The sequence below is a fragment of the Patulibacter sp. genome, assembly GCF_030655195.1.
Taxonomy (GTDB): Bacteria; Actinomycetota; Thermoleophilia; order Solirubrobacterales; family Solirubrobacteraceae; genus Patulibacter.
The window spans coordinates 13,704-31,550 of the sequence record NZ_JAURWA010000102.1; the positions used below are offsets into that span (position 1 = coordinate 13,704).

Consider the following 17,847-nt stretch of genomic DNA (forward strand, 5'->3'; position numbering starts at 1 on the left):
GACCGGGGATCGGGGAGGACCGCCCTGGGCGGCACGCGGTCCGCGGCCCGTACGCTGTGGGTGTGAGCAGCGCGACGGCCTCCGGCAGCTTCGGCCCCCCGCCCCCGGTGGCCGAGGACGCGATCGTCGTGGAGGGCCTGCGCAAGCGCTACGGCTCGTCCGGCGACGAAGCGGTCAAGGGCATCGACTTCCGGGTCCGCCAGGGCGAGATCTTCGGGCTGCTGGGACCCAACGGCGCCGGAAAGACGACGACGATCGGCGTCATCACCACGCGCGTGCGCCCGACCGGCGGCCGCGTCCTCGTGGACGGGCTCGACGTCACGACGGACCAGGTCGCGGTCAAGCTGCGCCTGGCGGTCGTGCCGCAGCGCCCGAACCTCGACCGCAGTCTCAGCGCGATCGAGAACCTCACCTTCCACGCCGCGTACTTCGGCTTCTCGCGCAGGGCACGCCGCGAGCGTGCCCTCGAGCTGCTCGAGCAGGTGGGCCTGCAGGGCCGGGAGAACGACCGCGTCGACCAGTACTCGGGCGGCATGGCGCAGCGGCTGATCATCGCCCGCGCCCTGATCCACCGCCCGCAGATCCTGATCCTCGACGAGCCGACGACGGGCCTGGACCCGCAGTCGCGGCTGTTCCTCTGGGACACGATGCGCGAGCTGCAGGCCCAGGGCACGACGCTCATCCTGACCACGCACGACATGGCCGAGGCCGACCAGCTCTGCGAGCGGATCGCGATCGTCGACCACGGCGAGGTGATCGCGCTGGACACCCCGCGCGGCCTGCGGAGGCTGCTGCCGTCGGAGCGCGGCGTCGAGGTGGTGGTGGTCGCGCAGGACGCGGTGGGCGCACCCGATGCGGTCGACGCCGACGACGGCGCGACCCCGTCGTCCGGCGCCCCGACGGTCCCCGGCGACGATCCCGCCGCGGCGATCGGCCGCGTCCCGGGCGTGGAGCGCGCCGATGTCGTCTCCTCCGCCGAGGGCCGCACGACGGTCCGGGCCTACGGAGCGGTCGAGGCGGGCGACCTCGTCGCCGGGCTGTCCGACGCCGGCCTCCGCCTCGTCGAGCTGCGCCAGCTCGAGGGCTCGCTGGAGGACGTCTTCGTCCACCTGACCGGCCGCGAGCTGCGGTAGGCCCCCCGCGTCCGCCCGGTCCGGGCGGACGCGGGCGCCGGGACCCGACGCCCCGACGGGCTCAGTCCACCGGGTCCTGCACCCGCCGGGCGGCGCGCAGGAACAGCCACGCCGTCAGCGCCGGCCAGGTCAGGACCGCCAGCGCGATGCCGCCGCCCTCGTCGAACGGATCGTCGCTCACCGCGATCCCGAGCGCGAAGACGGCGAAGAAGAGAGCGAAGGGCCAGACGGCCCAGGCCAGCGGCTCGTCGTGCAGGCGACGCCGGACCGCGCGGTCCGTCGACCGGCCCAGCAGGACGTTCAGCCGCTCCACCCCGCGGGCGTCCGCCGCGCGGCGACCCGCGACGAAGCCGGCGTCGTCCGCGATCCGCCAGAAGTCCTGCCCCACCTCGCGGGCCTCGAGGACCCCGCCGGGCCGCGGCTCCCACCACGCGAGGGTGCGGACCTGCAGGCGTCGGTCCGCACCTTCCTGGGGCGCCGGCCGGACGTGGACGAGCTCGAGGCGGTCCGTCCCGTCGTCGCGGACCCCGTGGAGCACGAGCACCCGGCCGGCGCCGTCCGGCACCCCGCGTTCGAGCGACGCCGGCTGCGACCGGGCCGCGCGGTGGACCGACCGCAGCAGCCGACGCCCCGCCGCCCGGCGACGGACGACGACCACGATCGCCACGAGGACGACGCAGACGGCGAGGGCCGCGAACGCGACCGGCTCCCGCTCCTCGATCTCGGACCGCCGGGCGGAGCCCATGCTGCCCGCGGCGACGACCCAGACGACGCCGGCGGTCCACGCCGCCCCGTGGAGCAGCCGTCGGGGGCCCGTGGGCAGGGGCGGGGCCAGGGGTGCCCTCCGGGCGGTGTCGGAGGGCCACCGGCCGGGCCGGTGCCGCAGGGGTCGCGCGGGATCGACCGCCAGGCGCTCGAGCTCGGCCGCGTTCCAGACCTTCGGGCGTGCGCGGACCAACCGCGCGGCCAGCTCGGCCCGGCCGTCGTCGGTCAGTGGCTCGGGGTCCCAGCCGTCCGGGACCGCGACCCGTGGGTCGACGGTCGGCAGCTCCGTCGCCGCCGCAGCGACGAGCGCCGCGGGCGCGGACGCCGGCGCCGCCGCGACGCCGTCGTGACGGGGCAGCACGCGGGCCGCGTCGGCGCGGACGACGACCTCCGCGTACCGGTCGACGAGGTCCTCCGCCGCGCCGGGCAGGTCGGCGGGCACCCGCTCCTCGGCGATCGTCCGGACCTCCAGCAACCCGGCGTCGGACGGATCGCCCCGCAGCCACAGCAGCGACACCCGCAGGCCGTGCGGCTCGCGGACGACCGCCACCGTGGGGCGGGCCTGCGGGTCGAGCGCAGGATCGATGCCGGCGCCCCGGGCGCGGCGCCGGTGCGTCCGACCGGCCCGGACCTGCCGCACGCCCTGCCGGAGGAGCACGACGCCGCCCCACCCGCCGAGGCCCACGAAGGTGGCGAGCGCCGCACCGCTGTCGACGCGGTCGCGCCGGTCGTTCTCCAGCACGCCGAGCAGCCCGAAGACGCCCTCGGCGAGGAAGGCGAGCGCGAAGCCCAGCAGCGCGCCGGCCACCAGCACCCCGGCGACGATCTGCAGCCGCCCGGCCACCGCCGCCGGCACGTCGCGCAGGCCGATCGGGGCGATCGTCACCCCGAGCTCGTGGAGGGTCCGCGACGACAGGCCCACGTGGCCGTCGAGGTCGGCGCGCGGCACCCGCTGCACCGGGGCCTGCCGGACGCGGTCGCGCAGCGCGGCACCGTCGTCCGCGGCGAGCGCGTCGAGGTCGGCGGGGACCGCGGACGGGTCGGCGGCGGGGGCGTCCATCCCGCGCGACCCTAGCCGGGACGGTCCGCACGGGCGACGCCGGCGGCGCGCTGGCGTACCCTCGGACCGTGTCCTCCGCGCCCGTGACCGCCACCCCGGACCGCACCCCGCCCGGGGCCGCCGCCGGCACCCGTCGCCGCGCGTTCCTCGCGATCCTCAGCCGGGACCTGTGGGTGACGATCCGTCGCGAGCCGGGCGGCTTCCTCGCCCAGGCCCTGCTCCAGCCGATCTTCTTCCTCTTCATCTTCGGCCGGGTGCTGCCCGAGATCGGTCAGGCGCAGGGCTCCTACGGCAGCCTGCTGCTGCCGGGCGTCATGGCGCTGACCGCGATCACGGTCTCGCTGCAGAACGTCGCCCTCCCGCTGGTGATCGAGTTCTCGTTCACCAAGGAGATCGAGGACCGTCTGCTGGCCCCGCTCCCTGCCTGGGCGGTGGGCGTCGAGAAGATCGTCCACGCCGCCCTGCGCGGGATCTTCTCCGCCTTCGTCCTGCTGCCGATCGCCGCGGTCGTCCTGCCCGACGGCCTGCAGCTCGGCGGGGCGAACTGGATCGCGCTGATCGCCGTGGTGGCCGGCGGCGCCGTCGCCGGCGGCTGCCTCGGTCTCGTCATGGGCACGGTCGTGCCGGCCAACAAGATCAACATCGCCTTCGCGGTGATCCTGACCCCGCTGCTCTTCACCGGGGCGACGTTCTACCCCTGGTCGTCGCTCGACAGCCTCCGGTGGTTCCAGGTCGTCACGCTCCTGAACCCGCTGACCTACGTCAGCGAGGGCGCCCGCGCGGCGATCGGCACGGGCGAGCACATGGCCACCTGGGCGATCCCCCTCGGCATCGTCGGCAGCATCGTCGTCTTCGGCGTCATCGGCCTCCTGGGCTTCCGCCGCCGCGCGATCGACTGACCCGAACCGCCGGCGCCCCGTCGGGCCCGACGAGGCGACCGCCGACGAGGTGGACGTCCGCGGCCTCCAGGTAGCGCCGCGCCTGGACGACCACGAGGCCGATGTGGCGGGCCGTCGCCAGCAGCAGCAGCGCGAGCGGGATCTCGACGAGGACCGCCATCGCGATCGCCTGCACCTGCTCGGCCCCCGGTGCCGAGGTCGTGACGTCGAACCAGGCGTCGACGAGCAGCATCGTGCCGGCGGCCGCGGCCAGCGGGCCGCTCCAGACGGACCGGGTGACGACGGCGAAGGCGGTCGCGCCGAGCACGACCGCCATCCCGACGTCGAACCCCGCCCAGGCCAGGTTCCACGCGTGGGCCGTCGTGTGCCCCGGCAGGGTGAGGACCAGGAAGGCGCTCCACGGGATCAGCAGCACCGCGCAGACGGCGAACAGTCGCGCGACCCACCACGGGATCAGACGGCCGTACTCGTCGTTCTGCGCCCGGACGTGGGCGCCGTAGCCGCGCAGCCGCGAGAGGGGGTTCGGGTGCGTCCCCGCGCCCGGGACGGGACCGGTCATGACCTCAAGGTACCCACCGCGGCGACCGGGTCCACCGGCCTGGGACGTCGGCGGCCGCCCCTCGACGCTCAGGCCGAGGCGGCCTCGTTGGCCGCGTGCAGCTGCTTCTGCCGGGCCCCGCTGCGGGCGATCGGCATCGCGTAGCGGTCGACGTAGGCGACGTCCTCCCGCCAGAGCGCCAGGGCCCGGTCGCCGTCGATCGGCCCGCCGTGGCCCGGGATCACCCAGTCGGCCTGGTCGACGAGCGGCTTGAGCACGTCGAGCGTCGCCCGGTACTGCGAGCGCGAGCCCTCGTGGTCGTGCCACGTCGGGATCTCGACCGGCGAGAGGTAGTCGCCGCAGATCAGGGTGCGGGCCCACGGCACCCAGATCGCCATGCCGTCGGCGGTGTGCCCCGGAGCGGGGTGCAGCTCGAGGTCGTGCTCCGCCGGCGCACCGTCGCCCGTGTCGGGTCCGGCCAGGCCGATCTTGCCCGGGACCGGGAGCGCCTGCAGCTCGCCGAGCTTCAGGCCGGGCGGCGTGCCGTTCTGGCCGCGCTGCACGTAGTGCTCGTCGTCGAACGCCCGCAGGGCCCGCACCGCCTCGCCGGAGTGGCCCGAGAGCCGTGCCGCCGTGGTCTCGGCGACCCCGAGCGCCGCCTCGGGGAACGCGAAGCGCCCGAGCAGGTGGTCCCAGTCGCCGTGCGTGGCGAGCAGCCCGGCGACGCCGAACCCGGCCTGCCCGGCGACCTGTGCGGTCAGCTCGAGCTCGTCCGGGTAGACCGGGGAGTCGACGAGGAACGCCTCTCGCGGCGCGGCCGCGGCGGCCGCCCCCAACGGGTTCTCCGCGGGCTCGGATCCCGCGGGGGCGGCGGGAGCGCGGACGATCGCGGCGGTGGTCTGCCAGACGCGGGAGACGACGACGAGGACGTCGGGATGGACGGCGAGGGCACGCATCGCCCACAGCATCCCAACCCGGGCCCGTGGGACGCCGCCGCGCGGGGTCCGCGCGGGGCCGACCCGTCGGCCGGCGCGGGCGGGCAGGACGTCGCCGTCCCGCGCGTCGCCCGCGGAGGGCCCTACTTCAGGCCGAGCTCGCGGACCGCGTCGAGCAGCGTCTTGACCTCGATCGTCGGCTGCTTGGTGCCCTTCTCGAGCTCCTCGCCGTGCCGGTTGATCCAGATCACGGGGACCTTCGACTTCAGGCACGGCGCGACGTCGGCGTAGTAGCCCGACGCGATGTGGACCCAGTTCTTCTTGGAACCCGCGCGGCGCGCGATCTCGGTGAAGTGCGCGGAGTCCGGCTTGTACGAGCGGACCTGCTGGGCGGTGACGACGAGGTCGAAGTCGTGGCGGATGTGCCGGCGCGTGAGGCCGAGGAGCTTGTCGTCGATGTTCGAGACGAGGCCCGTCTTGAACTCCTTGCCGAGCTTGCGCAGCTGCGGCATCGTCTCGCGGAACGGGCGCCAGCGCTCGACGGAGTCCGGCAGGAAGTTCGCGCGCGCCGGCTCCTGACGCAGGTCGTCCCAGCCGAGCTCGGCGGCGACCTCGCGGGCGGTGCGGCGGAGGACCTCGGCGTAGAGCTCGTACGAGCCGGCCGCGATCTCGCGGTGCTTCTCGTGGAAGAGGTTGAGGAGGCGGTCCTTCTCGAAGGTGAAGCCGTCCTTGCCGGCCTCCTTCGTGAACGCCTCGACGATCCCGGCCTCCCAGTCGATCAACGTGCCGTACACGTCCATCGTGACGAAATCGATCTGCTTGGGAAGTGGCATTCCGCCCAGTATGACATTGTGTACGCCGCAGACGGCGGCCGATGCGTGATCGGTACGCGTCGGCCGCGGCGGTCAGGACCGCGGGCGGCGGCGCGCGGCCGACCGGGGCGGTGCCGCGCGCATGTGGTCGCGCACCGGGGCGAGGACCCGGGTGAGGTCGCCGACGTCCTCCCGGGACAACGGCTCGAACAGCAGACCCCGGACCACGTCGACGTGCCCCGGGAACACGCGGGCCAGCCGCTCGCGTCCCGCGCCCGTGATCGTGACGACCGTGCCCCGCTCGTCCTCGGGGGCCGCCGTGCGCGCGACCAGCCCCTCCTTCTCGAGCAGGCCCACCTGGTAGGTCAGCCCGCTGCGGCTGTGGACGAGCCCGTCCGCCAGGTCGGTCATGCGCCGCCCGCCGGCCGGTGCGTCGCCGAGCCGCGCGAGCAGCTGGAACTGGACGAAGCTCAGGTCGCCGTCGTCGCGCAGCTGCTGCTCGACCTGGTGGCGCAGCAGGCTCACCACGTCGATCAGGGCGAAGTACGCGCCGAGCTGCGCGGGGTCCAGCGTCGGCGGGTCGGCCATGGCCGGACCCTACGTGCTTCGAACTCGAAGGGACGGGGCCCGACTCTCTTGTTTCGAATTCGAAGTAGTGCTACGGTTGCCCCTGCAGGTGCTTCGAACTCGAAGCATCATCCACCAAGCGAGACGAGGCCCCATGAAGGCAGTGCGATTCCACGAGTACGGCGACGCCGGCGTCCTGCGGTACGAGGACGCGGCGCTCCCCGAGCCCGGCCCCGGCGAGGTGCGGGTCCGCGTCGCCGCCTCCACGTTCAACCCGGTCGATGACGGGCTCCGCGGCGGCTGGCTCCGCGACGCGTTCCCGATGTCGCTGCCGCACGTTCCGGGCGTCGAGGTCTCGGGGACGGTCGACGCGCTGGGCCCGGACGCGCGCGGGCTCGACGTCGGGGACGCCATCGTCGGGTTCCTGCCGATGACGGCCGACGGCGCGGCCGCGGAGCACGTCGTCGCTCCGATCGAGGCGCTCGTGTCCGCCCCGGTGAGCATCCCCCTCGCGGACGCCGCGGCGCTGCCGATGGTGGCGCTGACGGCCTACCAGGCGCTCTTCGACGACGCCGGTCTGCGCGCCGGACAGCGCGTGCTGATCAACGGTGCCGGTGGGGCGGTGGGCGGCTACGCGGTGCAGCTGGCCCGCCACGCGGGGGCGCACGTGATCGGCACGGCCAGCCCGCGCAGCGTGGCGCGCGTCCGGGCCGCCGGTGCGGACGAGGTCGTCGACCACACGGCCGCGGCGGTGACGACCGCCGAGCCGGTCGACGTCCTCGTCAACCTCGCCCGTATCGACGCGGAGCGGCTGCGCGAGCTCTCGGAGCTGGTCAGGGACGGTGGCGTGGTCGTCAACTCGGTGCCGGCGGTCCCGACGCCGTCCGACGAGGCACGCGGGGTGCGCGCCGTCGGGGTCCTCGTGCGGAGCGACGCCGAGCAGCTGTCGCGCCTGGTCGCGATGGTCGACCGCGGCGAGCTGCGGGTCGAGGTCGCGGAGCGGGTCCCGCTGGCGGACCTGCACCGGGTCCACGCCCGGGCCGCCGCCGGCGAGCCGATCGCCCGCACCGTCGTCCTCCCCTGAGGCCCGTCGGCCCGGGCCGACGCTCAGCCGTCGGGCCGGTGCCGGTCGGAGGCGAAGACCCGGCCGGCGCGGCCACCACCGAACGCGGGGGCGGTGCCCCGGAAGGCCTCCAGGCCGGACGGCGTGCCCTCAGCCGTCGGGCCGGTGCCGGGCGGAGGCAGGGACCCGGCCGGCGCGGCCACCGAACGCGGCGCCCCCGACCCGGACGGCGTCCTGGCCCGGCGGCGTCCCAGCCTCCCTCTAGTCGTTGAAGTGGCGGCCTTCCTTGACCTCCGCCACGAAGCCCGCCCGGACGACGAAGTCACCGAAGCGCTCGCCCGCGTTGCGGTCCTTCGCGTAGGCGCCGAGCGTCTCGTCGAGGACCTCGAGGATGACGTCCTCGCCGACGTTCTCGCGGACCATCTTGTTCAGCCGCTCGCCGTGGAAGCCGGCGCCGAGGTAGAGGTTGTACTTGCCCGGGGCGCGACCGGTCAGGGCGATCTCCGCGATGTACGGGCGGGCGCAGCCGTTGGGGCAGCCCGTCATCCGGATCGTGATCGGGTCGTCCATCAGGCCGTGCGTCTCGAGCAGACCCTCGATCTTCGTGATGAGGACCGGCAGGTAGCGCTCGGCCTCGGCCATCGCCAGACCGCAGGTCGGCATCGCGACGCACGCCATCGAGTTCAGGCGCAGGGCGGAGAGGCCCTTCTTCGGCTCGGAGTCGATGCCGTGCTCGGCCAGGAGCGCCTCGACCTGCGGGCGGTCCGCCGGCGCGATGTCCGAGAGGATCACGGACTGGTTCGGCGTCAGGCGGAACACGCAGGTGCCGGTCTCGGCGACGGCCTTCAGCCCGTCGAGCAGGCGGCGGTCGCCCTTGTTGATGATGCGGCCGCTCTCGATGAAGACGGTGCAGTGCTCGAGGCCGTCGTCGCCCGTCGTCCAACCGAGCTGGTCGCCGTTGGAGTCGAACGTGAACTTCTTGGCCGGGGCGAGCGCGAAGCCGAGGCGCCGTTCGATCTCGGCCTTGATGACGTCGAGGCCCTTGTCGTCGATCGTGTACTTGAACCGCGCGTGGGCGCGGGTGACGCGGTCGCCGAAGTCGCGCTGCACGCCCATGACGGCGTCGAGGACGGGCTCGAGCTGGTCGACGTCGACGTAGCCGATGACGTCGCCCAGGCGCGGGTAGGTCTCGGGTGCGCGGTCCGCACGACCCATGCCGCCGCCGATGACGACGTTGAAGCCCTTGAGCTTGCCGCGGCTGGCGACGGCGACGAAGCCGAGGTCCTGCGAGTAGATGTCGATGTCGTTGCTCGGCGGGACCGCGAAGCCGATCTTGAACTTCCGCGGCATGTACTGCTTGCCGTAGAAGGGCTCCTCGGACGCGCCACGCGGCTCCGCAGGCTTCTCGCCGAACCAGATCTCCTCGTAGGCGGAGGTCTTGTGGATGACGTGGTCGCTGGTGCGCTGCGCCTGCTCGAAGACCTGCTTGTGGAGCTTGGAGAGGCCGGGGTGCACGCCGCTCATGACGGTGCGTGCGACGTCGCCGCAGGCGGCCTTGCCGTCGAGCCCGACGTCGCGCAGGCCGAGCATGACCTGCCGCAGGGCGTTGCGGTTGAGGTAGTGGAACTGGAACGTCTGGCGCGTGGTCAGGCGGAACTGCTCGTTGCCGTAGGTGCGGCCGAGCTCGTCCATCTTGAGCCACTGCTCGGGGGTGCAGACGCCGCCGGGCAGGCGGCCGCGGAGCATGAACGTGAAGAAGGGCTCCAGCTTCTGCTGACGACGCTCGTCGCGGATGTCGCGGTCGTCCTGCTGGTAGATCCCATGGAACTTCATGAGCTTGTTGTTGTTCTCGTCGACGGCGAGCGTGATCTCGTCGATCAGGTCCGTCGTGATCGAGCCGGCGAGGTAGTCGGACTCGAACTTCATCCGCTCCTCGGGGGCGAGCTTCTCGAGCGGCTGGGAGAGGTCGCGGCTGCGGTCGATCTCGACCGTGGTGGTGTTCGGGTTCGTCGTCGCCATGAGGGGCCTTTAGTAGACGTCGAGGAGGTAGCGGTGGTCCCGCTGCAGCTCGTTCAGGTGCTCGTGTGCGGCCTCGCGATCGAGGCCGCCGTGCTCGACGGCGATCTCGGCGAGCGCCGTGTGGACGTCGGGCGCCATCGCGTTCGCGTCGCCGCAGACGTAGATGCGGGCGCCGTCCTGCAGCCAGTCCCAGACCTCGGCGCCCTTCTCGCGCAGGCGGTGCTGCACGTAGGTCTTCGGGGCCGAGGCCGCGCCCGGGACGCTGTCGCGCGAGAAGACCGGGTCGAGCTTCGTCAGCGTCCCGTCCTTCAGGAGCTGCTGCCACTCGACCTGGTAGAGGAAGTCGGTGCGGAAGTTGCGCTCGCCGAAGACGAGCCACGAGCGGCCCTGGGCCCCGCGCGCCTCGCGCTCCTGCATGAACGCGCGGTACGGCGCCACGCCGGTCCCGGCACCGACCATGATGATCGGGACGTCGTCCTCGGCCGGCAGCCGGAAGTGCTCGTTGCTCTGGACGTAGACCGGCACCGTGGCGTCCTCGTGCAGCAGCCGCGCGAGGTGGCCGGAGGCCACGCCGGTGCGGCCGCTCTCGTGCAGGTCGTACTGCACCGTCGAGACCGTGAGGTGCGCCTCGTCGGGCGCGGCGGCCAGGCTGGAGGCGATGGAGTAGAGCCGCGGCTGCAGCGGGCGCAGCCCCTTGACGAACTGCCCGGCCTCGATCCCGGCGACCGGGAAGCGGTCGACGAAGTCCAGGACGTGGTGCTCGTAGAAGAACGCCGTGCGGGCCTTCGCGTCACCGTCCTTCAGCGCCTGCAGCTCGGAGGAGCCGGAGAGCTCGGCCCACTGCTCGAGGAACCGCGGCGTGGCGGCGGTGATCTCGAACGTGCGGGTCAGCGCCTCGCGCAGGGGCGCGGGACCCTGCTTCGTGGTGACCTCGGTGTCGGGCGAGAGCGACAGGCGCTCGAGCAACGTGTCGACGAGCGCGGGGTCGTTCTCGGGCACGACGCCGAGCGCGTCGCCGGGCTCGAAGGTCAGGCCGGAGTCCTCGAGCGACAGCTCGACGTGGCGGGTCTCCTTCGTCGAGCCGCGGCCGGTGAGGGCGACGTTCTCGAGGACGGGGGCCGCGAACGGGTGCTTCTTCGAGTGGGCCGTGCTCGAGGCGGTGGCGGTGGCCCCGGCGGACGGTGCGGCGGCACCGGCGGGGGTCGCGGAGGCGGCCTCGGGCGTCAGCCTCCCGACGACGTCGGCGATCCACGCCGCCGCGTCGTCCTCGTAGTCCACGTCGCAGTCGACGCGGTCGGCGATCCGCTCCGCACCGAGCTCGGCGAAGCGCTCGTCGACGATCCGGCCGGCGGAGCAGTAGTGCTCGTACGTCGAGTCCCCGAGCGCGAGGACGGAGAAGCGCACGCCGTCGAGCTTCGGCGCCTTGCGGCCGGCGAGGAACTCGAAGAACCCCACCGCGTTGGGCGGCGGGTCGCCCTCGCCGTGCGTGGCCATGACGACGAGCACGTCCTGCTCGTCCTTCAGGGCGCGCGGCTTGTAGCTCGACAGGTCGGCGACCGTCGCCTCGATGCCGACGCCCTTCGCGGCGGTCTGCAGCTCGCCCGCGAGCTCCTTCGCGTTGCCGGTGTCCGTCCCGAAGAGGACGGTCAGCTGCCGCGCGGCGGGGCCGGCCGGGGCGGGCGGTGCGACGAGGGCGCCGTCCGCGGTCGCCCCGTTCGTGGCCGCACCGTCCGCGGGGGTCCCGACCGTCGCGGGGCTCGCGGTGCCGGTGCCGGCCAGGCCGGCGAAGTACCCGCTGAGCCAGATCGCCTGGTCGCGGTCGAGCGACCCGGCGAGTCGGCCGAGGGGCTCGAGCTGGTCGGGCGTGAGGGTGGGAGCGGAAGGAGGCAACGTGGTGAGGGCTCGAGCTTCCCGTGCCGTGGTCCGGCGGGCGGCGCCGAGAGGGGGCGGCGCGAGGGCGGGTAAGCGGATCGGATTTTGGCAGATTGAGGCGCCGCACCGTCCATGATGGCGGGCGTCGGGGCCGCCTCGAGGGACGAACGGGAAGGGCGGCATTCCATTCCGGAATACCCGCGCCGGGTGGGGCCGGGGCCGCGGCCCGCCGTCGGCCGAGGGGTGAGGCCTCGATCGAGGGGCGTAGCCTCGGCCGGGGGGGCACCGGTCCACTCCCGACCGGGGCTCGCGACGCCCGGCTGCTGCCGCCCCGCCGGTGGTCAGGCGGGTGCCAGGACGAACCGCGCGTCGGCCCCGCCGTCGACGAGCCGCCCGCCGTGGTCGCAGACGACGTCGACCACGTCGGCGGCGAGCGCCGCGGCCGCGCGGTCCAGCGGATCTCCACCCGTCGGACGCCACCCACGGGTCACGGCGCCGTCCTCGGCCCACACGCCGATCGGGGCGCCGGGAGCGGCCAGCGCCGCGGCCTCGACGATGCGCACCGCCGAGCCCTCCGGCGCGCGACCGGCGATGCGGGCGCCGAGGATCCCGCGGATGGCCTCGCGCAGGCGGACGAACCGCTCCAGCTCGGACCCGCTCACCGCGACGCCGTCCCGCACCAGGCGCTGCTCCACGAGCCACGCCTGCAGGGCCGCGGCCGCCTCGCCCGCGTCCGCGTAGCCGTCGTCGGGCGTGTTCGCGAACGCGAGCGACACGGTCTCGCGGTCGTCGGGGCACGGGCCGGTCATGCGCCGACGGTACCGCGCCGACCGACCGGCGCCCGCACGGGGACCCGGGTCCGCGGCCTCAGCCCGCGAGCGAGCGGTAGCGCCGGACGGCCAGGGTCGAGGCGACCGCGGTGATGCCGACGATCCAGACGATCGACATCCACACGTCCGAGTTCGCCGGCGCGCCGAGGAACAGGTGGCGCGTGGCGTCGACCAGCGTGGTGAACGGGTTCGCCTCGGCGAACTGCCGCAGGCCGTCGGGCATCGTCGAGGGCGGCACGAACGCCCCGGACGCGAAGGTCAGCGGGAAGATCAGCGTGAAGCCGATCGCGTTGGACGTCTCCGCGGAGCCGGACGCCAGCCCGATCAGGCAGAAGACCCACGAGAACGCGAAGCCCAGGCCGAGCAGCAGGACGATGCCCAGCGCGATGCGCGGGACGTCGGAGTCGAAGCCGAACCCGACGACCAGGCCGATCCCGATCAGGACGACGAGCTGCAGGGCGTTCAGCGCGATGTCCGCGAACGCCCGGCCCGACAGGACCGCGATCCGCGACATCGGCAGCGAGCGGAAGCGGTCGATCAGCCCCTTGTTCATGTCGTCCGCGATCGCCAGCGCGGTCACGAACCCGCCGAAGGCGATCGACTGCACGATGATCCCCGGCATCAGGAAGTTCGCGTAGTTCGTGAAGCCCGGAGTGGCGATCGCGCCGCCGAAGACGTACCGGAACAGCAGCACGAACATCACCGGCTGGATCGTGTAGCCGATCAGCAGGTCGGGCTGGCGCGGGATGCGGCGCAGCTGCCGCATCGCGAGGACGAGGGTGTCCGAGAAGGTCCAGCGCAGGCTGCTCATGCGGGCTCCTCCGCGTCGGTCGACGCTTCCTCGGCCGGGCGGCCGGTGAGCGTCAGGAAGGCGTCGTCCAGGGTCGGACGACGGACGGCGATGTCGCTGACCCCGACGCCGGCGGCGTCGAGGCGGCGCACCGCCACGACCACGCCACCGCCGCCGGCCCGCAGCGGGGTCGACAGCGAGGTGCCGTCGATCGCGGGCTCGCCGTCCGACAGCGGCGCGAGCGCCTCGACGGCCGCGGCGGCCTGCGCCGGGTCCTCCAGCACGAGGTCCAGCCGCTCGCCGCCGACCTTGGACTTCAGCTCGTCAGAGGTGCCCTCGGCGATGACCTGACCGTGGTCGATGACGGCGATCCGGTCCGCGAGGCGGTCGGCCTCCTCGAGGTACTGCGTGGTCAGGAGGACGGTGGTCCCGTCGGCGACGCGCTCCTCGATGGTCTCCCACAGCGCGTTGCGGCTGCGCGGGTCCAGGCCCGTGGTGGGCTCGTCGAGGAAGAGGACGGGCGGGCGCACGACGAGCGCCGCCGCCAGGTCCAGCCGGCGGCGCATGCCCCCGGAGTACGTGCTGGCCACGCGGCCGCCGGCGTCGGTCAGCGAGAACTCCGCCAGCAGCTCCTTGGCGCGGGCCCTGGCCTCGGCCGGGCCGAGGTGGTAGAGCCTGCCGACCATCTCGAGGTTCTCCTTGCCCGTCAGGTACTCGTCGACGGCGGCGTACTGCCCGGCCAGGCCGATCTTCGAGCGCAGGGCCTGGGCGTCCTTGACGACGTCCAGGCCGGCCACCGTCGCGCTGCCGCCGTCGGGCGGGAGGAGCGTGGTGAGGATCCGCACCGCGGTCGTCTTGCCGGCCCCGTTGGGGCCCAGGACGCCGAGGACGGTGCCGGCGGGCGCGACGAGGTCGACGCCCTGCAGCGCGTGGACGTCGCCGAAGGAGCGACGGAGGCCCCGGGCCTCGATGACGGGGTCGGTGCTCATCGCCGACCACCATACGTGGCGCCGCGACGCTCGCCGGGGACGGGGACCCCGGACGTGCACGCCGTCGACGGGTTCGAGTCCGACGGGGCGGTGAGCGCCCGTGAGGGCTCGGTCTGGCGGGTGGGGCTCATGGGTGGACCTTCTCGGCGCACGCGGACATCGGCGGTCCGCGATCGGTCGGTGGCTCGGGGGTCGGCGCGGCGGGGGGCCATCGCGTCACCCCCAGGACCGCCGGGGCCCGCAGGACTCATCGGTCGGGGCCCGACCCACCCGGACGTGGGGTGGGCACGGGCGATCGGGGCCCACCGAACCGCGCCTGCACCCCACGCGTACTAGTGTCCCGACGGTTGTCCGAGCGGGTGCGCGAGCGCCCGCCCGGCCCTCACGCACAGCGCGACCGTCGACCGGGTCCGAAGGGCCCCGACCGCCTGCCGCGCGTTCCCCATACGACTCAGGAACCGCACATGGACCTGCTCGAGTACCAAGGCAAGCAGCTGTTCGCGAAGCACGGGCTGGACGTGTCGGACGGCAGCGCCGTCACGACCGTCGACGACGCCGTCGCAGCCGCGAACAAGATCGGCTACCCCGTCGTCGTCAAGGCCCAGGTCTTGATGGGTGGCCGCGGCAAGGCCGGCGGCGTCAAGCTGGCGTCGAACGAGGAGGAGGCGCGCGAGCACGCGACCAACATCCTCGGCCTCGACATCAAGGGGCACATCACGCGCACCCTGTGGATCGAGCACGCCTCGGACATCGAGACGGAGTACTACGCCTCCGTCCTCCTGGACCGCTCGGCCAAGAAGCCGCTCGTCATGTTCTCCACGGAGGGCGGCATCGAGATCGAGACCGTCGCCGTCGAGACGCCCGAGAAGCTGATCCGCCAGAACGTCGACCCGCTCGTCGGGCTGACGAAGGAGCAGGCCCTCGACATCGCCACGAAGGGCAAGGCCGACGAGGACGTCATCGAGGGCGTCGCCGACGCCCTGGTCGCGCTCTACAAGGTCTGGATCGAGGAGGACGCCTCCCTCGCCGAGATCAACCCGCTGATCGTCACGCCCGACCGCAAGGTCAAGGCGCTCGACGCCAAGGTCACGCTCGACGGCAACGCCGCGTTCCGTCACCCGGACCACGCCGAGCTCGGCGACAAGGCCAACCTCGACCCGATCGAGGTCAAGGCGGCCGAGCAGGACGTCGTCTACGTCAAGCTCGACGGCAACATCGGCATCCTCGGCAACGGCGCCGGGCTGGTCATGTCGACGCTGGACGTCGTCGCGCAGGCCGGCGGCGAGCCCGCCAACTTCCTGGACGCCGGCGGAGGATCCGACGCCGCCAAGGTCAAGCAGGCCGTGGAGATCATCCTCTCCAACGACGCCGTCGAGGCCGTGCTCTTCAACATCTTCGGCGGCATCACCCGCTGCGACGAGGTCGCCAACGGCCTGGTCGCCGCGTTCGCCGACCTCAAGCCGACGGTCCCGTTCGTCGTCCGCCTCGACGGCACGAACGACGTCCAGGGTCGCGAGATCCTCGAGAAGGCCCAGCTGCCCAACGTGCAGACGGCGAAGACGATGAACGAGGCGGCCGAGAAGGTCGTCGCGGCGGCGAAGGGGAACAGCTGATGTCGATCCTGGTCACCGAGAACACGAAGCTCGCCGTCGCCGGCATCACCGGCCGCGAGGGGCGCTTCCACACGCTGAACAACAAGACCTACGGCACGAACGTCGTCGGCGGCGTCAACCCGAAGAAGGCCGGCGAGGACGTCGAGGGCATCCCCGTCTTCGGCGACTGGGAGACGACGGTCAAGGAGAGCGGCGCCAACACGGCGATGATCTTCGTGCCGCCGCCGTTCGCAGCCGCGTCGGCGCTGGAGGCCGCCGCCGCCGGCGTCGAGCTCGTGATCATCATCACCGAGGGCATCCCGGCCCACGACGAGCTGAAGCTCTACAACACGGTCAAGCGGGACTACCCCGGCACGACGGTCGTCGGCCCGAACTGCCCCGGCATCCTGTCCCCGGGCAAGGCGAACGTCGGCATCATCCCGGCGTCGTTCTTCAAGCCGGGCAACGTCGGCGTCGTCTCGCGCTCCGGCACGCTGACCTACCAGATCGGCAACGAGCTGGCCCAGGCCGGCTTCGGCAACTCCTCGATCGTCGGCATCGGCGGCGACCCGGTCCCGGGCTCGTCGTTCATCGACATCATCGAGCGCTTCGAGAAGGACGACGAGACCGAGCTGATCGTCCTCTCCGGCGAGATCGGCGGCTCCGCCGAGGAGGAGGCCGCCGAGTACATCGGCGAGCACGTCACGAAGCCCGTCGTCGGCTACATCGCCGGCTTCACGGCCCCCGAGGGCAAGCAGATGGGCCACGCCGGCGCCATCGTCTCCGGCTCCGCCGGCACCGCCAAGGCCAAGGCCGAGGCGCTCGAGGCCAAGGGCGTGCGCGTCGGTCGCACCCCCACCGAGGTCGCCGAGATCGCAATCGACATCCTCAAGAAGTAGCGCCTCCGCCCGTCGGGGCGGAGCACACGCCGGGCCCGCGAGAGCGGGGCCGGCGGGAGGACCTGCGGGGCGACCATCGGTCGCCCCGTCGTCGTTCCGGGGGGCGGGGCGGGGGGCGCGATGGGCGGCGGGGCGGAGGCGGCGCAGTAGGCGGGCCGGGCGGTGGGCGGCGGGCCGCCCGGGGCGCAGTAGGCGGGGTGAGCGGACCGCCCGGGGCGGGGGCGGCGCGGTAGGCGGGCCGCCCGGGGCGCGGGCGGCGGGGCAGGGGCGGCGTGGTGCGGGCACCGGGTCGCCGGGCCCGCTCGCATGGCCGCGGGCAGCGGGAACGTGCGGAACCCCGGACCGCAGTCGCCGTTCCGCACGTTCTCGTCGTCCTGACGACGGAGAGGTGCGCGACGTCCCGCGAGGCCCGACGTGTCGCACCTTTTCGTCGCCCCGTCGCCTGCACGCCACGGCCCTGGCCCTGCGGGCGGGGGCTGCCTGCCGCGCCGTCGCCCCGCCCGGGCCCCTGCCTCCGCGCCGCGCCGTCTTTTAGCGCGGGCCCTTGCCGCCGCGCCGCGCCAGGACCTCATCCATCCGGGCGTCATGCGCTACGCACGCGAAGCCGGGCTCGTGCGCTGAGATGAACCCCGCGCGTTATTCGATCCGGAGTTGAAGGTGGACGCCACGACCGCACCGCGCAGCCGCGTGACCGAAACGATGACGACACTGCGCAAACTCGCGCCGGGCCTTCTGCTGTCGTTCATCATCGCGCTCGCGGCATATCTCGCCGCGCCGTGGGTCGGCCGCATCGCGCCAATCCCGGCGATCATCATCGCGCTCATCATCGGCGTCGCGCTCAATCCGGTCGCGGTCCGGCCGCAGTTTCAGCCCGGCATCACATTCGCGGTGAAAAAGATCCTGCGCTGGGCCGTCGCCCTGCTCGGCTTGAAGATCGCGCTCGGCGACATCTACGGCATCGGGCTTCCGGCCGCGCTCATCGTCATCGTCTCGATGGTCGCCACCGTTCTCGCCGGATTGATGATGGCGCGGTTGCTGGGCCAAGCCGCCGAATACGGCGCACTCGCCGGCGTCGGCACCGCGG

General features: G+C 73.5%; 16 protein-coding genes. 6 read left to right on the top strand and 10 right to left on the bottom strand.

Annotated elements, in window-relative coordinates:
* Positions 1-62 precede the first annotated feature (62 nt).
* On the top strand, positions 63-1,133 hold the full coding sequence (locus Q7T67_RS10470) for an ABC transporter ATP-binding protein (RefSeq protein WP_304788806.1): 1,071 nt from the start codon (positions 63-65) through the stop codon (positions 1,131-1,133).
* 61 nt (positions 1,134-1,194) lie between these two features.
* On the opposite strand, the gene Q7T67_RS10475 is transcribed toward Q7T67_RS10470, so the two are convergent.
* Complete coding sequence (locus Q7T67_RS10475; protein ID WP_304788808.1) at positions 1,195-2,958, bottom strand: hypothetical protein; 1,764 nt, start codon at positions 2,956-2,958, stop codon at positions 1,195-1,197.
* Between the two features lie 68 nt (positions 2,959-3,026).
* Here Q7T67_RS10475 and Q7T67_RS10480 point away from each other — a divergent pair, with 68 nt between their 5' ends.
* Entirely contained in the window at positions 3,027-3,857 is an 831-nt protein-coding gene (locus Q7T67_RS10480) for an ABC transporter permease (RefSeq protein WP_304788810.1), read from the top strand.
* Here Q7T67_RS10480 and Q7T67_RS10485 read toward each other — a convergent pair.
* From Q7T67_RS10485 to Q7T67_RS10500, 4 genes are all read right to left on the bottom strand, one after another.
* A complete protein-coding gene (locus tag Q7T67_RS10485) occupies positions 3,817-4,416 on the bottom strand; it encodes a hypothetical protein (protein WP_304788812.1) in 600 nt (199 codons plus the stop codon). The two genes, Q7T67_RS10480 and Q7T67_RS10485, sit on opposite strands and share 41 nt — an antisense overlap.
* Positions 4,417-4,484: 68 nt before the next feature.
* Positions 4,485-5,351: an MBL fold metallo-hydrolase gene (locus tag Q7T67_RS10490; protein ID WP_304788814.1), complete on the bottom strand. Its 867-nt coding sequence runs from the start codon at positions 5,349-5,351 to the stop codon at positions 4,485-4,487.
* Positions 5,352-5,473: 122 nt separating this feature from the next.
* Positions 5,474-6,163 (bottom strand): HAD-IA family hydrolase, encoded by a 690-nt coding sequence (locus tag Q7T67_RS10495; protein WP_304788816.1) that lies wholly within the window; start codon positions 6,161-6,163, stop codon positions 5,474-5,476.
* Between the two features lie 72 nt (positions 6,164-6,235).
* Positions 6,236-6,730: a MarR family winged helix-turn-helix transcriptional regulator gene (locus Q7T67_RS10500; RefSeq protein ID WP_304788818.1), complete on the bottom strand. Its 495-nt coding sequence runs from the start codon at positions 6,728-6,730 to the stop codon at positions 6,236-6,238.
* A 133-nt stretch (positions 6,731-6,863) separates the two neighbouring features.
* Here Q7T67_RS10500 and Q7T67_RS10505 point away from each other — a divergent pair, with 133 nt between their 5' ends.
* Entirely contained in the window at positions 6,864-7,793 is a 930-nt protein-coding gene (locus tag Q7T67_RS10505; protein ID WP_304788820.1) for an NADP-dependent oxidoreductase, read from the top strand.
* Positions 7,794-8,033: 240 nt separating this feature from the next.
* Here Q7T67_RS10505 and Q7T67_RS10510 read toward each other — a convergent pair whose 3' ends face one another.
* The 5 genes from Q7T67_RS10510 to Q7T67_RS10530 all read right to left on the bottom strand — a co-directional run bounded on the left by Q7T67_RS10510 (position 8,034) and on the right by Q7T67_RS10530 (position 14,272).
* Positions 8,034-9,791 (bottom strand): NADPH-dependent assimilatory sulfite reductase hemoprotein subunit, encoded by a 1,758-nt coding sequence (locus Q7T67_RS10510; protein ID WP_304788822.1) that lies wholly within the window; start codon positions 9,789-9,791, stop codon positions 8,034-8,036.
* A gap of 9 nt (positions 9,792-9,800) precedes the next feature.
* The gene (locus tag Q7T67_RS10515; RefSeq protein ID WP_304788824.1) at positions 9,801-11,681 is read right to left on the bottom strand and encodes an assimilatory sulfite reductase (NADPH) flavoprotein subunit; all 1,881 of its coding nucleotides are present in this window, start codon (positions 11,679-11,681) and stop codon (positions 9,801-9,803) included.
* Positions 11,682-12,004: 323 nt separating this feature from the next.
* Positions 12,005-12,472 carry an ABATE domain-containing protein gene (locus Q7T67_RS10520; RefSeq protein WP_304788826.1) on the bottom strand — a complete coding sequence of 156 codons (468 nt, stop codon included), beginning with the start codon at positions 12,470-12,472 and terminating at the stop codon, positions 12,005-12,007.
* 58 nt (positions 12,473-12,530) lie between these two features.
* On the bottom strand, positions 12,531-13,304 hold the full coding sequence (locus Q7T67_RS10525) for an ABC transporter permease (RefSeq protein ID WP_304788828.1): 774 nt from the start codon (positions 13,302-13,304) through the stop codon (positions 12,531-12,533).
* Entirely contained in the window at positions 13,301-14,272 is a 972-nt protein-coding gene (locus Q7T67_RS10530; RefSeq protein ID WP_304788830.1) for an ATP-binding cassette domain-containing protein, read from the bottom strand. Before Q7T67_RS10530 ends, Q7T67_RS10525 begins: the two co-directional genes overlap by 4 nt.
* Positions 14,273-14,736: 464 nt before the next feature.
* Here Q7T67_RS10530 and sucC point away from each other — a divergent pair, with 464 nt between their 5' ends.
* From sucC to Q7T67_RS10545, 3 genes are all read left to right on the top strand, one after another.
* Entirely contained in the window at positions 14,737-15,885 is a 1,149-nt protein-coding gene (gene sucC / locus Q7T67_RS10535; protein ID WP_304788832.1) for an ADP-forming succinate--CoA ligase subunit beta, read from the top strand.
* Positions 15,885-16,763 carry a succinate--CoA ligase subunit alpha gene (gene sucD, locus Q7T67_RS10540; protein ID WP_304788834.1) on the top strand — a complete coding sequence of 293 codons (879 nt, stop codon included), beginning with the start codon at positions 15,885-15,887 and terminating at the stop codon, positions 16,761-16,763. Before sucC ends, sucD begins: the two co-directional genes overlap by 1 nt.
* Positions 16,764-17,420: 657 nt before the next feature.
* Positions 17,421-17,847, top strand: a 427-nt coding sequence (locus Q7T67_RS10545) for a putative sulfate exporter family transporter (protein ID WP_304788836.1), incomplete at its 3' end; no start/stop codon positions are given.